The organism is Janthinobacterium sp. BJB446 (assembly GCF_002735655.1).
Classification (GTDB): Bacteria; Pseudomonadota; Gammaproteobacteria; order Burkholderiales; family Burkholderiaceae_D; genus Janthinobacterium; species Janthinobacterium lividum.
This window is the reverse complement of record NZ_PDZK01000002.1, coordinates 595,980-616,357: the sequence shown is the minus strand read 5'-3', so window position 1 is coordinate 616,357 and position 20,378 is coordinate 595,980. Positions and strand designations below refer to the sequence as shown.

20 protein-coding genes and 1 tRNA gene are annotated in these 20,378 nt (G+C 56.9%); 9 read left to right on the top strand and 12 right to left on the bottom strand.

The features are described 5' to 3' along the window. Positions 1-176 precede the first annotated feature (176 nt). Entirely contained in the window at positions 177-881 is a 705-nt protein-coding gene (locus CSQ92_RS28810; RefSeq protein ID WP_143450387.1) for a hypothetical protein, read from the bottom strand. 196 nt (positions 882-1,077) lie between these two features. Then, positions 1,078-1,365 (bottom strand): H-NS histone family protein, encoded by a 288-nt coding sequence (locus CSQ92_RS18485; RefSeq protein WP_099394999.1) that lies wholly within the window; start codon positions 1,363-1,365, stop codon positions 1,078-1,080. Positions 1,366-2,105: 740 nt separating this feature from the next. Here CSQ92_RS18485 and CSQ92_RS18480 point away from each other — a divergent pair. Beyond that, positions 2,106-2,297: a hypothetical protein gene (locus CSQ92_RS18480; protein ID WP_099394998.1), complete on the top strand. Its 192-nt coding sequence runs from the start codon at positions 2,106-2,108 to the stop codon at positions 2,295-2,297. Continuing rightward, the gene (locus CSQ92_RS18475) at positions 2,290-4,179 is read left to right on the top strand and encodes a DNA cytosine methyltransferase (RefSeq protein ID WP_180277049.1); all 1,890 of its coding nucleotides are present in this window, start codon (positions 2,290-2,292) and stop codon (positions 4,177-4,179) included. The genes CSQ92_RS18480 and CSQ92_RS18475 overlap by 8 nt, the downstream gene beginning before the upstream one ends. A gap of 2 nt (positions 4,180-4,181) precedes the next feature. Here CSQ92_RS18475 and CSQ92_RS18470 read toward each other — a convergent pair whose 3' ends face one another. Then, on the bottom strand, positions 4,182-5,171 hold the full coding sequence (locus CSQ92_RS18470) for an HNH endonuclease (RefSeq protein WP_099394996.1): 990 nt from the start codon (positions 5,169-5,171) through the stop codon (positions 4,182-4,184). A 290-nt stretch (positions 5,172-5,461) separates the two neighbouring features. Between CSQ92_RS18470 and CSQ92_RS18465 the strand changes: the two genes are divergently transcribed. From CSQ92_RS18465 to galE, 3 genes are all read left to right on the top strand, one after another. Next, a tRNA-Gly gene (locus CSQ92_RS18465) sits at positions 5,462-5,535 on the top strand. A 92-nt stretch (positions 5,536-5,627) separates the two neighbouring features. After that, positions 5,628-6,308, top strand: coding sequence for a tRNA (guanosine(46)-N7)-methyltransferase TrmB (gene trmB, locus CSQ92_RS18460; RefSeq protein WP_099394995.1), 681 nt, complete (start codon positions 5,628-5,630; stop codon positions 6,306-6,308). A gap of 149 nt (positions 6,309-6,457) precedes the next feature. Then, on the top strand, positions 6,458-7,477 hold the full coding sequence (gene galE, locus CSQ92_RS18455) for a UDP-glucose 4-epimerase GalE (RefSeq protein WP_070281718.1): 1,020 nt from the start codon (positions 6,458-6,460) through the stop codon (positions 7,475-7,477). A gap of 176 nt (positions 7,478-7,653) precedes the next feature. On the opposite strand, the gene CSQ92_RS18450 is transcribed toward galE, so the two are convergent. The 9 genes from CSQ92_RS18450 to CSQ92_RS18410 all read right to left on the bottom strand — a co-directional run bounded on the left by CSQ92_RS18450 (position 7,654) and on the right by CSQ92_RS18410 (position 16,706). Next, the gene (locus tag CSQ92_RS18450; protein WP_034785857.1) at positions 7,654-8,940 is read right to left on the bottom strand and encodes a Glu/Leu/Phe/Val family dehydrogenase; all 1,287 of its coding nucleotides are present in this window, start codon (positions 8,938-8,940) and stop codon (positions 7,654-7,656) included. A gap of 162 nt (positions 8,941-9,102) precedes the next feature. Beyond that, a complete protein-coding gene (locus tag CSQ92_RS18445; protein ID WP_099394994.1) occupies positions 9,103-10,080 on the bottom strand; it encodes a LysR family transcriptional regulator in 978 nt (325 codons plus the stop codon). 44 nt (positions 10,081-10,124) lie between these two features. After that, entirely contained in the window at positions 10,125-10,619 is a 495-nt protein-coding gene (locus CSQ92_RS18440) for a hypothetical protein (protein WP_034785860.1), read from the bottom strand. Next, the gene (recQ, locus tag CSQ92_RS18435) at positions 10,619-12,442 is read right to left on the bottom strand and encodes a DNA helicase RecQ (RefSeq protein WP_099389180.1); all 1,824 of its coding nucleotides are present in this window, start codon (positions 12,440-12,442) and stop codon (positions 10,619-10,621) included. The genes CSQ92_RS18440 and recQ overlap by 1 nt, the downstream gene beginning before the upstream one ends. A gap of 6 nt (positions 12,443-12,448) precedes the next feature. Beyond that, on the bottom strand, positions 12,449-13,294 hold the full coding sequence (locus CSQ92_RS18430) for an undecaprenyl-diphosphate phosphatase (RefSeq protein ID WP_034785863.1): 846 nt from the start codon (positions 13,292-13,294) through the stop codon (positions 12,449-12,451). 156 nt (positions 13,295-13,450) lie between these two features. Continuing rightward, a complete protein-coding gene (locus tag CSQ92_RS18425) occupies positions 13,451-14,599 on the bottom strand; it encodes an MFS transporter (protein WP_099394993.1) in 1,149 nt (382 codons plus the stop codon). Positions 14,600-14,632: 33 nt separating this feature from the next. Beyond that, entirely contained in the window at positions 14,633-15,403 is a 771-nt protein-coding gene (locus tag CSQ92_RS18420) for a DeoR/GlpR family DNA-binding transcription regulator (RefSeq protein WP_099394992.1), read from the bottom strand. Between the two features lie 90 nt (positions 15,404-15,493). Beyond that, positions 15,494-15,766 (bottom strand): YkgJ family cysteine cluster protein, encoded by a 273-nt coding sequence (locus CSQ92_RS18415; RefSeq protein ID WP_099394991.1) that lies wholly within the window; start codon positions 15,764-15,766, stop codon positions 15,494-15,496. A 70-nt stretch (positions 15,767-15,836) separates the two neighbouring features. Continuing rightward, a complete protein-coding gene (locus tag CSQ92_RS18410; protein ID WP_099389176.1) occupies positions 15,837-16,706 on the bottom strand; it encodes a head GIN domain-containing protein in 870 nt (289 codons plus the stop codon). 338 nt (positions 16,707-17,044) lie between these two features. Here CSQ92_RS18410 and CSQ92_RS18405 point away from each other — a divergent pair, with 338 nt between their 5' ends. From CSQ92_RS18405 to CSQ92_RS18390, 4 genes are all read left to right on the top strand, one after another. Then, positions 17,045-17,695, top strand: coding sequence for a TetR/AcrR family transcriptional regulator (locus tag CSQ92_RS18405; RefSeq protein ID WP_034788763.1), 651 nt, complete (start codon positions 17,045-17,047; stop codon positions 17,693-17,695). A gap of 169 nt (positions 17,696-17,864) precedes the next feature. After that, complete coding sequence (locus CSQ92_RS18400) at positions 17,865-18,515, top strand: protein-L-isoaspartate O-methyltransferase family protein (protein WP_099389175.1); 651 nt, start codon at positions 17,865-17,867, stop codon at positions 18,513-18,515. A 13-nt stretch (positions 18,516-18,528) separates the two neighbouring features. Continuing rightward, positions 18,529-18,852 (top strand): rhodanese-like domain-containing protein, encoded by a 324-nt coding sequence (locus tag CSQ92_RS18395; protein WP_034788759.1) that lies wholly within the window; start codon positions 18,529-18,531, stop codon positions 18,850-18,852. Between the two features lie 141 nt (positions 18,853-18,993). Beyond that, positions 18,994-20,334 carry a TolC family outer membrane protein gene (locus tag CSQ92_RS18390; RefSeq protein ID WP_070254684.1) on the top strand — a complete coding sequence of 447 codons (1,341 nt, stop codon included), beginning with the start codon at positions 18,994-18,996 and terminating at the stop codon, positions 20,332-20,334. The last annotated feature ends 44 nt before the right edge of the window (positions 20,335-20,378 follow it).

Below are 20,378 nucleotides of genomic sequence, written 5' to 3'. Positions count from 1 at the left end.
CGCCGAGATGAGATGAAATCGATTCCACGCGTCTTAAAATCGATTTCTAAAGTAGCTGAGCATTTATAGGTTCATCCGAAGTGTGGTAAACACGATTTTATATTGTGATGTTAGTCTGTCAAAGACAGCTTACGGTATCAAATCCATAGTGTTATATAAAATATAAAATTTCATTTTTAATGATTTAATTTTGCATCTAAACTTGACCAAATTTCGTGTAACATATCTTCGTACGAATTGCCGAAGGCTTTACGCGCCGATAAAAGTGTAGCAATAAAATCAAGTCGCTCCTGAAATTCAACAATTGGAATCAAAATTTCCTTTGGAATGTGTTGAACTGGTACAGGTACACTACCCTTTGATTTTTTCTGCGATGAACTGTATCTAGACCAGGTATCTGTAGTTTCGAAACGTCCCATATCTGCAATTAATCTACCTAGCTTTTCTGATGGCGGTGAAAGATCAAGTTCCTCACCGAAACTAAGGATGTGCCCGTAAATCTTTTCCAAGTTATGGCTAGAGCTGAGATCTTTTAAAAGTTTTTCGGTTGGCTTTTGTTTTGATATGTCCAACTGGTTACGAAGATCAGAAATATTAGTTAACCACGTTAGCAGATCTTTTAGCAACAACTCAATCGCGTGTCTCTGAAGGTAAAAAGCCGGTAACCCAATTTCATCTAGAGTTCCGTTTGATCTTCCCTGTTCGATAAGAGCAGATGCTGCTTGAAAGTAGGCTTCAAAATAATTTGGGTGCCGCCAAAATCCACCGAGCCGAGCTACACCGGCTTCGAGATCGCTGGCAATTTTTTCAGCGGACTTACCGCCAACCATTACGTTTTTTCCATCTGTAGCGACGTAAAACGGCTCAGAAAATTTAACCATTTGTGATTTTTGACCAAATAAAAAATGGTATAGATGCAGTCATATTGAACTCCAGTATTCTGAAATAAAAAATTTCCAAGCAATATAGATCGCTCAACGGCCTATCTTCCAGCCCGAAGTCGGCTTTTAGCGATCCTATAGAGCTTTAACTCATCTGACAGCCTGTGTCAGATGAAGTCCTGTCAGTGCGTCTCCATCATTTGATCAAGTACTGATCCTTATCCTTGCCTTCCATCCACTTTGGCGGACGGCCACGTCCTGTCCATGTGTCACCAGTGGCATCATCGCGATACTTCACTGCGACTGTACCTGGAGCCTTGACAGCCTTCGGTTTCGTCTCCCGGAGGTCGTCGATGGTCAAACCATACTGCTTCATAATGGCGGCGATTTGTGCTTTCGCACCTGCGAGTTCGTTCTTACGTGCTGCTTCCGCGAGTTCTTGCAGTTCTGCGATCTTGGCGGTGTATTCTTGATACGTGGTCATGTATTTCCTTTTGCTGTGGTTGCAGATGATACTTTACGCGATTCTGACAATTCTATCCAAAATGTAACGCAAAAAATTCCTGCTGTTGTGGTGTATAGGTATTTTTTTAATGCAATGCCATAGCTAAAAATCAATTAGATCCGAGGCTATCAGGAAAAAATGATGCCAATACAACCGTGAGCCGAATCAAAATTAATCAATCCTAAGCGACTCAAAATAAATTTTAGGCATGATTGAGAATATTAATTTCCATTAAATAGGTCAGCACATAGCGACCATTTTTTTCCTCTCTGAAATGTCTATTAAACACTTATTATAAATCGACTTTCCGGCCGCCATGATGGAATGGAACTAGTAGTCAGAATTTTCGTTGCTAAAGGCCTCGACGCCCCAGAGATATTCCATCATGGTGGCGGTGTTTTGTGCCTTTGTAGCTGCGAGTTCGGTCGTATTGGTGTAGTACTAGCGTTGTTGGCAGGTGTACCCGATCAATCCTCATGTTGGAATTGCAAGTTAGCACTAAATGTTAAATAATTGGCATTAAAATATGCTAATAATGGATTTTACACTGGCAAAAAATCGAAAAATACTGTATAAAAATACAGTATTTACTGTGTGATCATGTTCCGCCAGTGAGTTGTGTTTCGCAAGTAGAGCGTTGACTGCATTGAAAATATGTAACGTTCGGTCTTGCGGCAATGTATAATTGTGTATCCAAAGTGTAGCCAAGGGATTCGAACATGAAAGACGCGGGTATGCGCATCAGAGTAGAAGAGGACTTGCGGCGACAGTTTATCAACGCCTGTAAGAAAAATGATGTTTCCGCAGCGCAAGTAATCAGAGGATTTATGAGAAATTTTGTCGATCGCCACGACATCGGCGATCAATCGTTTCTGTTTCCACAACACGAAAATGGAAAAACGAATGACTAAGAAAATAACGACCCTAAGCCTTTTTTCTGGGGCCGGTGGCCTTGATATCGGTTTTCATCAAGCCGGATTTGATATTGTTGCTTGTGTGGAAATTGAAGCAGCTTATTGCGCAACTCTTAACGCGAATACGGGCAGTAATAAATTCTTCGGAAAAGATAATAGTGTTCATTGTGAAGATATTAGAAATTTTGACCCATATCAGTACAAGGATGCGGGAATTGAGTGCATTATCGGCGGCCCACCATGCCAGACCTTTTCAGCTGCAGGTAGGAGATCTGGTGGAGTTGTTGGTACTCGTGATGCCCGCGGAAGGTTGTTTGAAACATACTGTGAAATTCTAGAAGTTATTCGCCCAAATGTTTTCATTTTTGAGAATGTTTATGGAATTGTTGGTGCTAATGATGGTGAGCCTTGGAAAGAAATTATTAATTCGTTTCAAGATCTAGGATATAAGCTTCGATATGAGGTTTTGGACGCCGCTGACTATGGAGTTCCGCAGCATCGAGAGAGGCTGATCATTGTTGGTTGCAAATCAGGCAGCTTTGAATTTCCAATGCCAACACACGGACCCGATTCATTAGACAATGTTTCGTTAGTGTCAGTACATGATGCAATTGGTAATTTGCAGAGTGATGAAGAAGATTTTGAATTAGGTATTGGCGGTCTCTATGGTCATCTTTTACCTGAAGTCCCGGAAGGACTGAATTATGCTTTCTTCACGGCAGAAATGGGCCATCCCGAACCACAATTTGCATGGCGATCAAAATTCCATGATCTATTGTATAAAGTAGATCGGACAAAGCCGTGTAGGACCATAAAGGCACAGCCTGGGAAGTTCACAGGTCCATTCCATTGGAAGAATCGACATTTTAACGTCGCTGAATTGAAGCGCTTGCAAAGCTTTCCTGATGAATACGAAATTGTTGGTTCTTATGGGAAGGTTGTTGAGCAAATTGGTAATTCAGTTCCGCCAAAAATGGCGTTTGTATTAGCTGTTGCGGTGAAAGAGCAAATTTTTGATCGTAAAAAAACATTTACGTTCCCGATCCGAGGTGTTGATTTTGTCTCCACATTTCGGGTGCGACAGCGTGTTCGCTCTGGAGCATTTAAGGAAACTGCACAGCGTGCGATTGAGAAAAAGTATGGAAAAATTTACAATACAATAAAAACTGTAAAAGTTGAAAAAGAAAGTTTCTACTTGCAGGCAACAAGTTTCTTTTCTCAAAAAAAATATAAGAGAAAACCAAAGAGTATTGATAATAACGAGAGATTGTTTAAATTTCAGATTGAACAGACCAATTCATTGGTTGTAATTGACTCAATCTGCGTTGAGCAGGATTCATCCTCGCGAAAAGTAGGAATTGAAATTCAGGGTTTGGCGAAGTATGTCGGCAGTGTCGATGAATTGGTTTTGAATGCGGAAATTTCGTCATCCTCCGATTTATTCTATCTTTGGACCGCCATCGAAGAAGCATTAGTTGCCCGATCCCGATTTTTTACACTGATTGATATTTACGGTCATTATGCTAATCGAGGGGATACAATTTCAATTGGAATAAAAATGCCGTTCCCCATGGGAAATGTTGAAAAGGGTATAGCATTTTTTGGAAATTCTGAAAATTGCGGAAAATTTATCGAAATTGATGCACTGGCAGATTTGCTTGGTATGACTAGAGACGAGATAGGCTTGATGGTGCAGGAAATGCGAATGTTCCGTTTTGATTTGAGAACAAACGAGACGCATCCTATTATTGGGCCGGATCAGTTAATTTGTACATATCCTTTCCCATTACTTTCGTCCCGCGCACTTGTGAAGAGTAAGGTTCAGTTTTTGAGAGATCATAAAACGGTAGAGGATCTCGCAATGACAACACAATTGTGAAATTAAGGCTTTGCCTTGACCCAAGTGTAATGTTCAGAAAAGTATATATATCTCTTTTCGAACATCTCGGGTCGAGGTAGGTCGATGGCTTTGGCAGGTAACGTCAAGCTTTTGTTGGTTGATTCAAGTAAATGTTTTGCTCCAATATTTTTCTTTGCTTCTTTATGAACGTTTGGGTGGAATTTTATTTCATATGATTTTGGGTCAATCCAAAGAAGATGGTTGTCGAATGCTCCGTGATGATTTCGACAAAGTGAAATTCCATTCCAAATTTCGTCATTTGAACCAGCTGCTTCTACAGGAAAAACATGGGCACCTTCAAGCAGATTTAGAGCTAAGCCACACATCGCACATTGATTGCCGTATGCCGATTTTATTTTTCGCCCTGCTCCAGCCTTTCTAATCAATACGTTCACCGCTTTGCTTGCTCGATTTGCTGCTTGAGTGGTTTCTGCGTTATCATTTGTCGTGTCAAGTACGCCGGATGCTGCGGCAGTTGATGATAACTCATTTGGCGTGAGAATCTCGTGATGAATTAATTGTTCAACGAACGCTGGAAGCAACGAAGGAACAAACGCATAGACACTTTCGCCGGTACTCGATTCGTAGACTGCCCATCCTTTTGATTTTGCCTCTGCGATTATTGAATCATGAAATAGAATCGAAAAGCGCGCTATTCTCCCAACACGAGATCTACCGTCAACTGCCACGAATACTGTGGGATTTTCGTCGTTGTCAAGACCGATCAAGATCGGCAGTGCAGTGTTTTTTTCGTCAGAGACCGGTACGCTATCAGCTGGATTTTGAAAACGCTTTTCGTAGCTCTTGCGGCTGTGCGAAGAAATGCTTGAGACATGAAGTGCGATCGATTCGTTCCCACTAGGAGTTTGAATTGTCACAATCCCTGGCCAGCCAGTTCTTTGTTTCCTATCTCCAACGACTAATGTGCCAAGTGCATTGGTCGCATTAATAAATTTAGCTTCCCGTTTCATTCCCTGCCATCCGTTTTCTGTTGTCAATAACCAATACTGACACGCCGGGTAGGTTAATGTCTATAGTTCCTTACCTTGTTACTCAATTTTTTGAAAAGACATGACATTAAAGGAGTATAAAGAGCTTTTTCTAAGGGGTGACTGTTCTTGTGATTCTACAAGCCTGGCATGAAGTGTGATTGGTAAGAAGGCCATCACACCGCGGGGAAATCGGCCATCGCATTTTCGATCACAGCAACCATGCTGTAACGTTGCCAACAGCGGTGAAAGCCGCGTAAAATGCAGGCTTCGCGGGTGTAGCTCAATGGTAGAGCAGAAGCTTCCCAAGCTTACGACGAGGGTTCGATTCCCTTCACCCGCTCCATTTTTCGCTGGCGCCTGGCTTGATGCGGCGCGGCCACTTATTTCTCCATTCCCATGTCTTCTGATACCCCAGCAAACGGCCCGGCGCGGCCGATGATGTACGATCCGACCGAACACCGCATCCGCAGTTTCGTGACCCGCGCGGGACGGCTGTCTGTCGCGCAGGCGCGCGCGCTCGAGACTCTGGGGCCGCAGTTCCTGTTGCCTTTCGCCAAAGAACCAATGGACTTCGAGCAGGTGTTTGGCCGCAAGGCGCCCGTGATCCTGGAAATCGGTTTTGGCATGGGCGCGACGACCGCACATATCGCCAAAGCCATGCCGGAGAAGGATTTCATCGGTGTTGAAGTGCATACGCCCGGTGTCGGCAGCCTGTTGAAGCTGATCGGCGAAGAATCGCTGACGAATCTGCGCCTGCTGCAGCACGATGCGGTGGAAGTGCTGACGCACATGATACCGGCCAATTCGCTGGCCGGCATCCACGTCTTCTTCCCTGATCCATGGCACAAGGCGCGCCACAACAAGCGCCGCCTGATCCAGTCGCCATTCGTCAAGCAATTGACCGATCGCCTGGCGCCGGGCGGCTATCTGCATTGCGCCACCGATTGGGAGGATTACGCAGTGCAAATGCTGGAAGTGCTGGGCGCCGAGCCGCAGTTGCACAATAGCGCCGACGGCTATGCGCCGCAACCGGCGTATCGTCCCCTGACCAAGTTTGAAAACCGTGGCTTGAAGCTGGGCCATGGCGTGTGGGATCTGGTGTTCATCAAGAAATAACCTGGCGGTTTGCCCACCTGTGCTGTTTGCACGAGAACAAGCCTGCCGCGGCGACGCCGCAGGCTTTTTTAATGCGCGCGCTATCGTGCGCTGGCTAGGCAAGGTGGGCGAATTACGGTAATCTTATCTTTTTTGCATTGATTGATATTATGTCCAAGAAAATACTCGTGACCGGCGCATCCGGTTTCATCGGTTCGCATACCTGTGTCGAATTGCTGGCTGCCGGTTTTGATGTCGTTGCAGTGGATAATTTGTGCAATAGCGCGCGCGAAGCGATGGCGCGCGTGGAGCGCATTTCCGGCAAAAGCGTGCCCTTCTATGAAGCCGACGTGCGCGACCGCGCGGCCATGGCCGCCGTCCTGCGCGAGCACGCCATCGATGCCGTGATCCATTTCGCAGGTTTGAAGGCGGTGGGCGAATCCGTGGCGCAGCCCCTGATGTATATGGACAACAATGTAACGGGCACTGTAGCCCTGCTGGAAGTGCTGGCGGCGGCGAATGTGAAGCGTTTTGTATTCAGCTCGTCGGCCACCGTGTATGGCGACCCGGAAGCCTTGCCGATCCTGGAAGCGTCGCGCCTGTCCGTGACCAACCCCTACGGCCGCTCGAAGCTGATGGTCGAGCAGATCCTGGCCGATCTCGTGCATGCCGATGCACAATGGCAAGTCGGCGTGCTGCGCTATTTCAATCCGGTCGGCGCGCATGCCAGCGGCTTGATCGGCGAAGATCCAGCCGGCATTCCGAACAACCTGATGCCCTTCATCGCCCAGGTAGCCGTGGGCCGCCGGGAGCGCCTGGCCGTGTTCGGCAACGATTACGATACGCCGGATGGCACGGGTGTGCGCGACTACATCCACGTGGTCGACCTGGCGCTGGGCCATGTGGCCGCGCTGAACCGCCTGTTTTCCACCGAGGGCGGCTTTACTGTCAACCTGGGCACGGGCCACGGCTACAGCGTGCTCGACACCGTGCGCGCCTTCGAGGCGGCCAGCGGCCGCCAAGTCCCCTACGACATCGTGCCGCGCCGCCCCGGCGACATCGCCAGCTGCTACGCCTCGGCTGACAAGGCGAAGCAATTACTGGGCTGGCAAGCGCAGAAAAACATCGACGACATGTGCCGCGACCACTGGCGCTGGCAGCACCAGAACCCGCAAGGCTACGCGGCGTAAACAAGCCCGGCAGATACAAAAAATCCCGCTCACACGCAAGTGTGGCGGGATTTTTTAAAAGTGCCAACAACCCAATGGCGCCTGAAAAATGTCTGGGGCTAGGCGCAAGGCCGAAGACAGTACGCTAGTACGGCGAGGCGAAGCAACAACGCCCCAGGCATTTTCTCAGGCAGCCATTAAGGATACAGGCCGCGCACTTCACGAGCCTGGAGAACACGCGTGCATGCCAGGATGAAGGTGGCGGTACGCATCGACACTTTCTTCTCTTGCGACACTTGCCATACCGCGTCGAACGCTTCGCGCATGATGCGGGTCAGGCGGCTGTTGATTTCTTCTTCCGTCCAGAAGAAGCTCGAGAAGTTCTGCGCCCACTCGAAGTAGCTGACGGTCACGCCGCCGGCGTTGGCCAGTACGTCCGGCACGATCAGCACGCCGCGGTCGGTCAGGATGTCGTCCGCTGCCGGCAGGGTCGGGCCGTTGGCGCCTTCCAGGATGATCTTGGCGCGGATGACTTGTGCGCGTTCGGCCGTGATCTGCTGTTCCAGCGCGGCCGGGATCAGGATGTCGCAATCGATGCCCCAGAAATCTTCGCGTGGCACGAATGCCTCGGCGCCCGGGAAGCCTTCGACGCTGCCCACTTCGGCCACGTGTGCCAGCAATTGCGGGATGTTCAAGCCGCCGGCATGCACCACGGTGGTCTTGTGGTCTTGTACCGCGACCACTTTCGAGCCGGCTTCAGCGAACATGCGTGCAGCGACGCCGCCCACGTTGCCGAAACCTTGCACGATGACTTTTGCGCCTTCGAGCGACATGCCGACCTTGGCGGCCGCATCGCAACCGACGACGAAGACGCCGCGGCCAGTCGCATCGCGGCGGCCCAGGCTGCCGCCCAGCGAAATTGGCTTGCCCGTCACCACGCCGGTCGACATATTGCCGCCGATCATGGCGTAGCTGTCCATCATCCACGCCATGACTTGTTCATTCGTGTTGACGTCCGGCGCCGGGATATCCTTGTTCGGTCCGATGATCATGCTGATCTCGCTCGTGTAGCGGCGGGTCAGGCGTTGCAGTTCGTTGCGCGAAAGGGTCTTCGGATCGACACGGATACCGCCCTTGGCGCCGCCGTATGGCACGTTGACTGCTGCATTCTTGACCGTCATCCAGGCCGACAGGGCCATCACTTCCGACAGGGTCACATCCTGGTGGAAGCGCACGCCGCCCTTGCCCGGACCGCGCGACAGATTGTGCTGCACGCGGTAGCCTTCGTAGTGGGCAATGGTGCCGTCATCGCGCTCGATAGGCACGTCAACCGTCAGGATGCGCTTTGGACGTTTCAGCGTTTCCACCCAGCGCGACAGGTTGCCCAGGTACGGCGTAACGCGGTCGATCTGCTCGAGGTAGACGCCCCATGGGCCAAGGTCTTCAGGATTCAGGTAGGAAGGAAGTGCGTGCTTGCTGGTCATGCTTGATAAGCTCCTGGACAATACGAATACGTTAGAGGCACAGCCGATATGCAGCTGCGCGCAGCGGAACCGCATCGTAGGCGATAGCCTCATGCCCCGGCCAATGCTTTGTGCGCATCCGGTTATGCATTTATTGCATAGTTATGTTGCCAGGATTGCCAGTCAGGACCGGACGGCCTCGGTGGCGCGTTTGCGGCGCTTGCCGCCGCGCGCCTTGCCGTCCTGCGCCTGCACCAGGTATTGCCACAGGCTTTCGACGATCTGCTTGCCGGGACGCAGGCTCGATGGGCGTTCGCGGTACAAGCGGATTTCCAGCTCGATTTCCCAGCCTGGCGCGCCGCCATCGGCGCGCGCCAGGTGCTTGTATTTGACGTCGCGCATGACGGCCGACTCGGGCAGGAAGGCGATGCCACGGCCTTCCAGCGCCATCATTTTCAAGCCTTCGGCCATGTCCGTTTCATAGCAGGTTTCCAGGAACAGGGGCGCCTTGGCGTCTGCCACCAGCAATTCCACCATGCGTCCCAGATAGGCGTTGCTGGTGTAGGAGAGGAAGGGCAGCGGCTCCTTGGCGCTGCCGGGCAGGACGAAGTCAGGCACCTTGTCCTGGCCGCAGCGCGCATACGCGCGCAGGGTTTCGCGGCCCATCACCAGCATGTCGTAGCGGCCCGGATCCAGCTGCACCGGCTGGCGCGGATGGTGATAGCACAGCAGCAGGTCGCAGCCGCCATCGACCAGTTGCAGCACGGCGTCGTGGACGTTCAGCGCCATCAGGCGGCTGTTGATCGGCGCAAAACCTTCTTCCAGTGCCGTCAGCCATTTCGGCATGAAGGTCAGCGACAAGGTGTGGGGCACGGCGAAATCGACGCTCGTTTGCGTAGCCGCACGCTTGCCGCGCAACAGGGCGCGCACGCCGTTGATCTGTCCCAGCATTTCCAGCGCCTGCTCGTAGAATACGGCGCCGGCCGGCGTCAATCGCGTGGGATACGAGGTGCGGTCGACCAGGTCGATGCCGAGCCAGTTTTCCAGCGACTGGATGCGCCGCGAAAAGGCCGGCTGGGTGACGTGGCGCAGGGCCGCGGAACGGCTGAAATTATGCGTTTCAGCGAGCGAGATGAAGTCTTCCAGCCATTTGGTTTCCATCGCGGCAGTGTTCTCTTATCAAGGACAAGGGCAAAGTGTGGTGGTCAGGGCGTATCGGGCGATGCCGCCGGCTGATAGAGGGCGGCGGGCAGGCCGAAGAAGGACGGCGGGCCCAGGGTCGTGCCTTCGAGCGAGCCGCCCGCATTCAACGCCTTGTTGATGGCCGACAGCAAGGAGCTGCGGCTGGCCAGGTTTTGTATCAGCGCGCGCGGGCCGTTGTGGAAGGTATGCTGGGCGATATCCGCGGCGACGACAAAGATCGGCTCGCGGCGCAGGGGGAACTCCACCCACTCGCCGTCCTCGTCCTGCGCGCAGAAGGTATCGGGCAGGGTCATGTTGTCGGCGCCGGGCAGGTGCGACACCAGCACCAGGCCGAAGGCTTCCGGCACCACGTCAGCCAGGCGGCGCACGGTGAGATCGTCCTGCACCAGTAACCGTACTTGCGCTTCCACCGCGTCTTCGGCGTCGGGCTGGGCGCCGAGAATTTTCACGGCCTGATAGATCAGGTCGGACGAGAGTGCTTCCATCAAATCTTCCATCAAATCATCTCCAGGATCATGGCGACGATTTCGTCGCCGTACGAGGCCAGTTTTTTCTCGCCCACGCCGCTCACGCCGCGCATCTGCTCCAGCGAGGTGGGTTTGGCCTTGGCGATTTCGCGCAGGGTGGCGTCGACGAAAATGACGTAGGCGGGCACGTTGTGCGTGCGCGCCGTCTCCACGCGCCACCAGCGCAGCTTGTCGAAGATCGCCTGTTCGCTGGTGGACAGGTCCGTCTCGACATAACCCTTCGCCACGCTGGTGCTGCGCTTGCTGGTTTTCACCGGTTTCTGGTACTGGCGCAGCTGCACCTTCTGGCCGCCCTTGAGCACGGGGCGCGAGGCGTCCGTCAGTTTCAGCGAGCTGTATTGTTCATGGTCGACCGAGACGAGGCCCAGCGCGATGGCCTGGCGCAGGATAGCTTTCCACTCCGCCTCGCCCAGGTCCGAGCCGATGCCGAAGACGGACAGTGCATCGTGGTGCCAGGTCTTGATGCGTTCCGATTCCACGCCGCGCAGCACGTCGATCACGTGACCGCCGGCGAAGCGCTGGTCGACGCGGTAGATGGCCGACAGCAGTTTTTGCACGGGCACCGTGCCGTCGAAGGACACGGGCGGCACCAGACACGTGTCGCAATTGCCGCACGGCGAAGCCGGTTCGCCGAAGTATTCGAGCAGGCGCATGCGGCGGCAGCTTAGCGTTTCGCACAGGCCCAGCATGGCGTCGAGTTTCACGCCCAGCACGCGCTTGAAGGTGTCGTCCGCTTCCGATTCGTCGATCATGCGCCGCTGCAGCACCACGTCCTGCAAGCCGTACGCCATCCAGGCGTTGGCGGCCATGCCGTCGCGGCCCGCGCGCCCCGTTTCCTGGTAATAGCCTTCGATGCTTTTCGGCAAATCCAGATGCGCCACGAAGCGCACGTCAGGCTTGTCGATGCCCATGCCGAAGGCGATGGTGGCGACCATGACGATGTTTTCTTCGCGCAGGAAGCGCGCCTGGTTGGCGCTGCGCTTGGCGTACTCCATGCCGGCGTGATACGGCAGGGCGCGGATGCCGCTCTGGTTCAGGAATTCCGCCGTCTCTTCGACTTTCTTGCGCGACAGGCAGTAGACGATGCCGCAGTCGCCCGCGTGTTCCGTGTTGATGAAGTCGAGCAGCTGCTTGCGGCCATTCGCTTTTTCCACGATCTGGTAGCGGATGTTCGGACGGTCGAAGGACGAGACGAACTGGCGCGCGTCTTCCAGCTGCAAACGCAGGGCGATCTCGGCGCGCGTCTGCGGGTCGGCCGTGGCCGTGAGCGCGATGCGCGGCACGTCCGGGAACTGCTCGTGCAGCACCGACAGCTTGATGTATTCGGGGCGGAAGTCGTGGCCCCACTGGGCCACGCAATGCGCCTCGTCGATGGCGAACAGGGAGATCTTCGAGGCCTGGAACAGGTCCAGGCAGCGCTGCGTCATCAGGCGCTCGGGCGCCACGTAGACGACGTCGATGCCGCCCGTGCGCACCAGGCGCTCGATGCGGCTCGCTTCTTCGTAGGTCTGCGTGGAATTGAGGAAGGCGGCGCGCACGCCGACTTCTTCCAGCGCATCCACCTGGTCCTGCATCAGCGCGATCAGCGGCGAGACGACGACGCCGACGCCGTCGCGCAGCAGGGCGGGAATCTGGTAGCACAGCGACTTGCCGCCGCCGGTGGGCATCAGTACCAGCGCGTCGCCGCCGTGGCTGACGTGGTCGACGATGTCGGCTTGCTGGCCGCGGAAGGCCGGGTAGCCGAAAACGGTTTGCAGCAGGTGCAGCGCGCGCTGATTAAGATCTTGATTCATAGTGCCTTATTCTGCCCAAACAACCCAGCCGTAGTGGGCGCTGGCCAACACCAGCAAGCCGAACACAATGCGGTACCAGGCAAAAAACGTGAAGTCGTGCGAGCTGATATAGCGCAGCAGCCAGCGCACGCACAGGAAGGCGGAGATGAAGGCGGACACGGTGCCCAGGCCGAACAGGGGCACGTCGGTGGCCGACAGGATGTCGCGCGCTTTGTACAGCGAGTAGAAGGTGGCCGCCAGCAAGGTCGGGATGGCCAGGAAGAACGAGAATTCGGTGGCCGTCTTGCGCGACAGGCCCAGCAGCATGCCGCCGATGATGGTCGAGCCGGAACGGCTGGTGCCGGGGATCAGCGCGAACGCCTGCGCGCAGCCCACTTTCAAGGCGTCGAACGGCGTCATTTCATCGACCGAGTTGACGCGTACGGTGACGGGATTGGTGCGCGCGCGGCGCTCCACCAGCAAAATCACGATGCCGCCGATGATGAATGCCATGGCGACCGGTACTGGCTTGAACAGCGCGTGCTTGATCATCTTGCCGATGGCCAGGCCGATGATGGCCAGGGGCAGGAAGGCGATGGCCACGTTCAGCACGAACTTGCGCGACTTCGCTTCGCTGCCGAAGGTGGTCAGCACGCTGCCGATGCGCTGGCGGTATTCCCAGCACACGGCCAGGATGGCGCCGGCCTGGATGGCGATCTCGAAGACATCCATGACTTCTTTCGATACATCCTTGGTAAAGTCGAGCAGGCTGCCGGCCAGGATCAGATGTCCCGTGGACGAAATCGGCAAGAATTCGGTAAAACCTTCGACCAGCCCCATGATGATGGCTTTTAACGCAAGAATGAGATCCATAGATGTATAAACGGGTATAAGTGGCAGGATGGGGTGACCGCGTGGCGCCAGCAATGTGCGCGGGGTCGAAGCTTACCATGCCGGAGGCCCGTCGAGCCGATTTGGGCGCTGGCGGGCAGCGGTTTTTTGCCGCCGCCCGCCAGGCAAGGGGAGGGTTCAGGCAGCCTGTTTTGCCGGCGCCACCAGGCGCGCGCTGGCCGCCACCAGCAGCAGGGCGGCGCCCAGCATGGCGAAGGCGATATTCAGGCTGGTGGCGTGCGCCACAAAACCGATGACGGCCGGGCCGGCCAGGATGCCCGCGTAGCCGATGGTGGTGATGGCCGCCACCGCCAGGCTGGCCGGCATGGCGTGCTGCTGGCCCGCCGCCGTGAACAGGATGGGCACGATGTTCGCCGCGCCCAGGCCGATCAGCACGAAGCCGAGCATGGCCAGGCTGGCGTGCGGCGCCAGCACGGCCAGGAAGAAGCCTGCGGCTGCGCACAAGCCGCCGAAAGTAAGCACCCGCTTGCCGCCAAAGCGGCTGACCACCTTGTCGCCCGTAAACCGGCCCACCGTCATGGCGATGGCGAAGGCGGCGTAGCCGAGGCCGCCCTTGGCTTCTTCCACGCCGCGCGTGGTGGTGAGGAATAGGGCGCTCCAGTCGAGGATGGCGCCTTCGGCCAGGAAGACGATAAAGCACAGCAAGCCGATGAAAATGACGGCGCCATGCGGCATGACGAACAGCGGCGTCTTTTCGCCGGAGGCGGACGCCGTCGGCAGCAGATGGCCTTGCGCCGCGCCCAGCACGCCGCACAGCAGCAGCATCACCACCACGCAGGACCAGGCAGGTGTCAGGCCCAGCCACAGCAGCAGGGCCATGCAGGCCGCGCCGGCGAAGCCGCCCACGCTGAACAGGGCATGAAAGCCCGACATCATGGCGCCGCCGTTGGCTTTTTCGATGATCACGGCCTGGATGTTGATGGCCACGTCAAACGTGCCCATGGCCGCGCCGAATACCAGCAGCACCAGGCCCAGCTGCAGCGGCGTGGCCGCCAGCGCCAGGCCTGGCAGCACGGCGGTCAGCAGCAGGCCGGCGCCAACGATGACCTTGCGGCAGCCAAAGCGGCTGGTGAGCATGCCCGTAAACGGCATCGCGCACAGCGAGCCGGCGCCCAGGCACAGCAGCAAAATGCCGAGGGTGGCTTCATCGAGGCCCAGGCGCGACTTGGCGTAGGGAACCAGCGGGGCCCAGGCGGCCATGCCGAGGCCGGCGGCGAAGAAGACCAGGCGCGTGGCGCGTTGTTGCAGGGTGCCGGTGAGATGCATGATGGAACTTTTCAAAGGTCGGGGTGGATAAAATCAGGCGCGGGCGCGCAGCACTTGCACGCCCAGCCGTTCAAAGGCGGCCACGTGGGCAGCGTCGGCATCGGCTTCCAGCACCAGGTGCTGCAGCAAGCCCGTGGCCAGCACGCCGAAGGGCGCGGCGGTGCCCAGCTTGTCGCTGGTGACGGCTACCACCACCGCCTTGCTGGCGCCGGCAATGCTGCGCTTGAACTCGGCCTCGTCGTAGTTGAACGCCGTCACGCCCGCGTCCGCGTCGGCGCCGCAAGCGCCGAGGAAACACAGGTCGGGATGCATGCGCTCGACGGTGCGCAAGGCTTGTGGCCCCAGGCTGGCGCCGGCGCGGCGGTCGACCCTGCCGCCAGCCATGATGAGTTCGATTTCGGGGCGTTCCATCAGGGCCATGGCAATGGCTGGCGCGTTGGTGACGACAGTGAGCGCCAACTCTGGCAACGCGCTGGCGATGGCCAGGTTGGTCGAGCCCGCATCGAGAAACAGCACCTGTCCCGCGCACACGAGGGACACGGCGGCCTGCGCCAGGCGCGCCTTGCGCTCGGGCGCTTCCTGCTTGCGCTGGCTCAAGGTGCCGCCATCGGGCGCCAGCGGCAGGGCGCCGCCATACACGCGCTGGCACAGGCCGGCCGCCGCCATCTCGCGCAAGTCGCGCCGTATCGTATCTTCGGAAACATCGAGCTGGCGGGCCAGATCCAGCGCCAGCACGCGGCCATCGGCGTGCAATTGTTGCTGGATCAGTGCGTGGCGTTGTTTGAGGAGCAGGGTGGCGGACATGGGGTATATTGAAACGTGCAGGAATGTGCATGAATATACGCAAACGTGCAATCGCGGTCAACAGTTATCTGTCAGCCGTCGTCGTGCCACTCAGGGAGCCGTCAGCCTTTCCAGCTCGTCCAGCCAGCGGATGGCATGTTCGCGGCTGCTGCCGCACATGTCTGCCGATGGCTGCAAGCCGCCGCAAAAGGCGGGCCGCTCCGGCTGGCCAAAAATATTGCAACGGTTGTCGTCAGCCAGCTGGATGCAGCGCACGCCCGCCGGTTTTCCATCCGGCATGCCGGGAATCGGGCTGGTGATGGACGGTGCGGTGCAGCAGGCGCCACAGGAGGGGCGGCATGCCAGGGTGGCAGATGGTGACATGGGATTTCAGACGGGCGGGTGAGGAGCCGACAGTATAGCAAGCCGGCTCCCATGCGTCGCCAGGGCGCGATTAGCGCACGATGCTGACGCGCTTGCCCGACAGGGTGCGGCGGGCAGGGTCGCCATGCACGGTGATGCGGCCGGAACCGCTGGCGCGGGCATTGACTTCATGCTGGACGGTGACGTCGATGTCGCCGGAACCGTTGCTCGCCAGATAGGCAACGTCGCTGCGCAGCGACGCCAGGTTGATATCGCCCGAGCCATTCACGTTGGCATCGAGACGCTGCACGATGCCGCTGGCGCTGATGCTGCCCGAGCCATTGACGGCCACGTTGATGCGTTCGCCGCGCACGTTGCCCACCTGGATGCTGCCCGAAGCGTTCTGTACCGCGTCCGTATTGCCGCTGGCGAGGGCCGCCGCGTTGATGCTGCCGGAACCATTGTTGGCCACGTCGAAGCGTCCCACGCTACCCGACAGTTCGCTTTTCATCGAACCGCGCTGCTCCAGGCTGAAATCGTCGCCATTGAGGCCGCTGACCACCAGGCGGCCCGAGCCGGAGATGTTGATCTTCTTCAATTGTGGCGTCGTATAGATGACGTGGATGCCATTGCTGCTGCGAATATTTGTATCGCTCCAGATGCGCAGGGTATTGCCGTTCACGTCGCTGTGGATCAACGGTTGCAGATTGTTGTCCGCTTCGATCACCAGCGATGCCGCCGGGCCGACGCGCACGTCGATCTTGATATCGATGCGCTTCATGTTGTCGATGTCGAGCGCGTTGATGTTGCCGACCTGGCGCACGTCGCGGCTCACTTGCCCGTTGCCCTGGATGGCATTGCCGCCCGATTCGGCATAGCGCACTTCGCCGTCGTTGGGGTTGATGACGATGGCGCAACCGCCGAGGACAACGGCACAGCACAGGGCCAGCAAGGTACGCATGGTGTTTCCTTTATGATTGTTTTAGTTCAGGACAAGAAAAAAGCCGGCTGCCGCGCCGCGGCTGCCGTGCTGTCGATGAGAAGATAGCAAGGCGGCACGGTGGCTTGAAGGGAAATGCGATGAACTGCGCAAAATGGGGGCTGAAACGCATTCTGGCTCACCCGTTACCGAAGGTCAGGGCGGCAAAGGGCGGTGCCGCCGACCCTGGCGCGGAGGGTACAATACGGGGAGTTGGCAGCCTGGCCAAGTGTCTTGCGTGGTGGTACGGCCAGCGCTTGACCTTGACGGTAGACCGGTCTACCATTAATGACTCAAAAGTAAGTTACTTGGAAAGACACATGCAAGCCCCGATTGATACCAAGCCCCGCTGGGAGCGGCGCAAGGATGCCCGCCCGCAGGAACTGCTCGCCGCCGCCCTCGACCTGTTTGTCGAACGGGGCTTCGCATCGACGCGCCTGGAGGATGTGGCCAAGCGGGCCGGCGTGTCGAAAGGCACGCTGTACCTGTACTTTGAGAACAAGCAAGAGCTGTTCAAGGCCGTGGTGCGCGACAATATTGTGCAGTCGATCGGCGAGGCGGAAGACAGCATGGCCGCCTCGGACAGCAGCAGCGCCGAGTTGTTGCGCAAGGTGATGATGCAGTGGTGGGAAGAGTTCGGCGCCACCAAGCTGGCCGGTTTGACCAAGCTGATGCTGGCCGAAGCGAACAATTTCCCGGAACTGGCGCAGTTTTACAACGAAGAAGTCGTTACGCGCGGCAATGGGCTGATCGTCAGCCTGCTGGAACGGGGCATGCAGCGGGGCGAATTCCGCCAGGTCGATCCCGTGCTGGTCAGTACCATCCTCAGCGCGCCCGTCACCATGCTGATGATGTGGACGCATTCCTTCCTGCCGTGCGAGGTCAAGAACATCGACCCGATCGCCTATATGGATGCCTTTATCGACATGAGCTTGCGCAGTCTGCAGGTGGAGGCGCCCGGGAAAAGTTGACATGCCGAGCTTGCCTCTACCGTTCAGTTGCCCCTTTTCCAAGGTTCGCCCCCTCAAATCTGCAGATCGTCGCAAATTTCCTCCATTCCCCGTCTTTATGGTTAACATGTGCTTTCAGCCAGTTCAACGATAAAATGGCGGATTATTACTTCACTTACCGAGTCCAAAGATGAATATCGAACAAGCCCGCTTCAATATGATCGAACAGCAGATCCGTCCATGGGACGTACTGGATATCGACGTATTGGAGCTGTTGAATGTGGTCAAGCGTGAAGATTTCGTGCCGGCCACCTATAAAAACCTGGCCTTCGTCGATACCGAAATCCCACTGGGCGGCGGCGAATGCATGTTGACGCCGAAGCTGGAAGCGCGCATTTTGCAAGACGTAGCCGTCAAAAAGCATGAAAATGTGCTGGAAATCGGCACCGGCAGCGGCTACATGGCGGCTTTGCTGGCGCACAAGGCGCGTCATGTGACGAGCGTGGAAATCGTTCCCCAATTGAAAACCCTGGCCGAACAGACCCTGGCCGCCAACGGCGTGACGAACGTCACCGTGGAACTGGGCGACGGCGCGCAAGGCTGGAGCAAGGGCGCACCGTATGACGTGATCGTCGTGTCCGGCGCCCTGGCCGTGTTGCCGGAAGCACTGTTGCAACAAGTGAAAGTCGGCGGCCGCATCCTGGCCATCATCGGTGAAGCGCCGATCATGTCGGCGCACCTGATCACGCGCAGCTCGGACAAGGCTTACGACACGCGCAAGCTGTTTGAAACCAATGTCACGCCGCTGCAAGCCGTGGCACCGTCGCATTTCCAGTTCTGAGGCGACCGATTCGATGGAGCATTTGAGTGCACCGCAGCTGGCCGCCTGGCTGGCTGACCCTTCCCGCCCGCGGCCGTTTTTGCTGGATGTGCGGGAACAGTGGGAGTTCGACCTGTGCCACCTCGACGGTGCCACCCTGATGCAGATGAACTCCATTCCTGCGCGCATCGATGACCTCGATGAAGACGCCGAGATCGTCTGCATCTGCCATCACGGCATGCGCAGCATGCAAGTGGCGGCCTTCTTGGAGCGCAATGGTTTTGGCAAGATCAGTAATTTGACGGGCGGCGTGCATGCCTGGGCGCTGCAAGTCGATAGCGCGATGCCTAAATACTAAGTTATTTTGCAGTAGATGCACCCAGGCATGTTTTCCTGCATGCCTGCGGAGGCCTGTACCCCGCTCACCCGGCGGGCGCAAGGCAAGCGGTAGCAGATTTTTGATTCCATCAACTTTTGACGACTCCAACGGAGAAATGCAATGCGGAAACCCCTTATCGCCGTGCTGATGACCAGCGCCTTTGTCTCGATGACATACTCGCTGCAAGCGCAGGCGGCCGATCTCATCCAGGTGTACCAGCAGGCGCTGGCCAATGACGCGCAGTATGCGAGCGCGCGGGCGGCCTTGTCGGCCGGGATGGAGCGGGTTCCGCAGGGGCTGGCAGGCTTGCTGCCGCAAATCTCCGCCTCGGGCAGCAATACGCGCGGCAATCAGGAACAGATCGTCCAGAACAATGGCGGCAACAAGATCACTTCGCCATCCGTGAACGTGCGCACGAACAGCTACAACCTGACCCTGGCACAGCCGCTGTTCCGCTGGGACCGCTGGGAAACCTATCAGCAAAGCAAGCTGGCGCAAGCGATTGCTGAAGCGCAATTTGCGCAAGTCCAGCAAGACCTGATCACCCGCGTGGCGCAGGCGTATTTCGACGTGCTGAGCGCGCAGGACAACCTGGGCGCCACGCAGGCGCAAAAGGTCGCCACGACGGAGCAGCTGGCATCGGCCAAGCGCAACTTCGAAGTCGGCACGCAAACGATTACCGACACGCACGAAGCGCAGGCGGCCTACGACCTGGTGGTGGCGCAGGAGTTTGCCGCCATCAATGACCTGGCCAACAAGCGCAGCGCCTTGCAAACGATCATTGGCGAGGCGCCAACGAATCTGGCGCCGATGCGCACGGGCGTGGTCATCAGCGCGCCGGAACCGGCTGCCGTCGAGCCGTGGGTATCATCCGCCGAAGAGCAGAACTATGGCGTCGTCACGGCCCAGTTCAACGTGGAATCGGCCAAGCGCGACATCGGCCGCAACCGCGCCGGCCACTACCCGACCCTGGACCTGATCGCCAACACGGGCCATAGCTACACTTCCGGTGGCGGCAATGGCAGCGGCAATAACAACAATGCCATCGGCGTGCAGTGGAGCATCCCGATCTTCAGCGGCTTTGCCGTCACCAGCAAGGTGCGGGAATCGATCGCGCTGGAAAACAAGGCCCGCAACGACCTGGAAACGGCACGCCGCACGGCATCGCAAGGCGCGCGCCAGGCTTTCCTCGGCGTTAATAGCGGCCTGGCGCAAGTCAAGGCGCTGGAAGCGGCGGAAGTGTCGAGCAAGTCGGCGCTGGAGTCGAACCAGCTCGGCTATCAAGTGGGCGTGCGCATCAATATCGACGTCTTGAATGCGCAGAAACAATTGTTCTCGACACAAAAAGACCTGTCGAAAGCCCGCTACGACACCATCATGAACGGCTTGCGCCTGAAGGCAGCAGCCGGCACCCTGAAGGAAACCGATTTGATGCCGGTGAATGCCTTGCTCGACAAGTAAGCGCGGTCTTGCTGTCAACTTCAAATAAAACCAGCACCGGCAGC

What these genes read in the sequence shown, in the direction of transcription:
- CSQ92_RS18475 (WP_180277049.1), top strand. Translation starts at nt 2,290, where the DNA reads ATGACTAAGAAAATAACGACCCTAAGCCTTTTTTCTGGGGCCGGTGGC.
- CSQ92_RS28810 (WP_143450387.1), bottom strand. Translation starts at nt 881, where the DNA reads ATGGTTAAATTTTCTGAGCCGTTTTACGTCGCTACAGATGGAAAAAAC.
- CSQ92_RS18430 (WP_034785863.1), bottom strand. Translation starts at nt 13,294, where the DNA reads ATGGATCTCATTCTTGCGTTAAAAGCCATCATCATGGGGCTGGTCGAA.
- CSQ92_RS18480 (WP_099394998.1), top strand. Translation starts at nt 2,106, where the DNA reads ATGAAAGACGCGGGTATGCGCATCAGAGTAGAAGAGGACTTGCGGCGA.
- CSQ92_RS18410 (WP_099389176.1), bottom strand. Translation starts at nt 16,706, where the DNA reads ATGCGTACCTTGCTGGCCCTGTGCTGTGCCGTTGTCCTCGGCGGTTGC.
- recQ (WP_099389180.1), bottom strand. Translation starts at nt 12,442, where the DNA reads ATGAATCAAGATCTTAATCAGCGCGCGCTGCACCTGCTGCAAACCGTT.
- CSQ92_RS18470 (WP_099394996.1), bottom strand. Translation starts at nt 5,171, where the DNA reads ATGAAACGGGAAGCTAAATTTATTAATGCGACCAATGCACTTGGCACA.
- CSQ92_RS18485 (WP_099394999.1), bottom strand. Translation starts at nt 1,365, where the DNA reads ATGACCACGTATCAAGAATACACCGCCAAGATCGCAGAACTGCAAGAA.
- CSQ92_RS18450 (WP_034785857.1), bottom strand. Translation starts at nt 8,940, where the DNA reads ATGACCAGCAAGCACGCACTTCCTTCCTACCTGAATCCTGAAGACCTT.
- CSQ92_RS18395 (WP_034788759.1), top strand. Translation starts at nt 18,529, where the DNA reads ATGGAGCATTTGAGTGCACCGCAGCTGGCCGCCTGGCTGGCTGACCCT.
- CSQ92_RS18445 (WP_099394994.1), bottom strand. Translation starts at nt 10,080, where the DNA reads ATGGAAACCAAATGGCTGGAAGACTTCATCTCGCTCGCTGAAACGCAT.
- CSQ92_RS18390 (WP_070254684.1), top strand. Translation starts at nt 18,994, where the DNA reads ATGCGGAAACCCCTTATCGCCGTGCTGATGACCAGCGCCTTTGTCTCG.
- CSQ92_RS18400 (WP_099389175.1), top strand. Translation starts at nt 17,865, where the DNA reads ATGAATATCGAACAAGCCCGCTTCAATATGATCGAACAGCAGATCCGT.
- galE (WP_070281718.1), top strand. Translation starts at nt 6,458, where the DNA reads ATGTCCAAGAAAATACTCGTGACCGGCGCATCCGGTTTCATCGGTTCG.
- trmB (WP_099394995.1), top strand. Translation starts at nt 5,628, where the DNA reads ATGATGTACGATCCGACCGAACACCGCATCCGCAGTTTCGTGACCCGC.
- CSQ92_RS18420 (WP_099394992.1), bottom strand. Translation starts at nt 15,403, where the DNA reads ATGTCCGCCACCCTGCTCCTCAAACAACGCCACGCACTGATCCAGCAA.
- CSQ92_RS18415 (WP_099394991.1), bottom strand. Translation starts at nt 15,766, where the DNA reads ATGTCACCATCTGCCACCCTGGCATGCCGCCCCTCCTGTGGCGCCTGC.
- CSQ92_RS18425 (WP_099394993.1), bottom strand. Translation starts at nt 14,599, where the DNA reads ATGCATCTCACCGGCACCCTGCAACAACGCGCCACGCGCCTGGTCTTC.
- CSQ92_RS18440 (WP_034785860.1), bottom strand. Translation starts at nt 10,619, where the DNA reads ATGGAAGATTTGATGGAAGCACTCTCGTCCGACCTGATCTATCAGGCC.
- CSQ92_RS18405 (WP_034788763.1), top strand. Translation starts at nt 17,045, where the DNA reads ATGCAAGCCCCGATTGATACCAAGCCCCGCTGGGAGCGGCGCAAGGAT.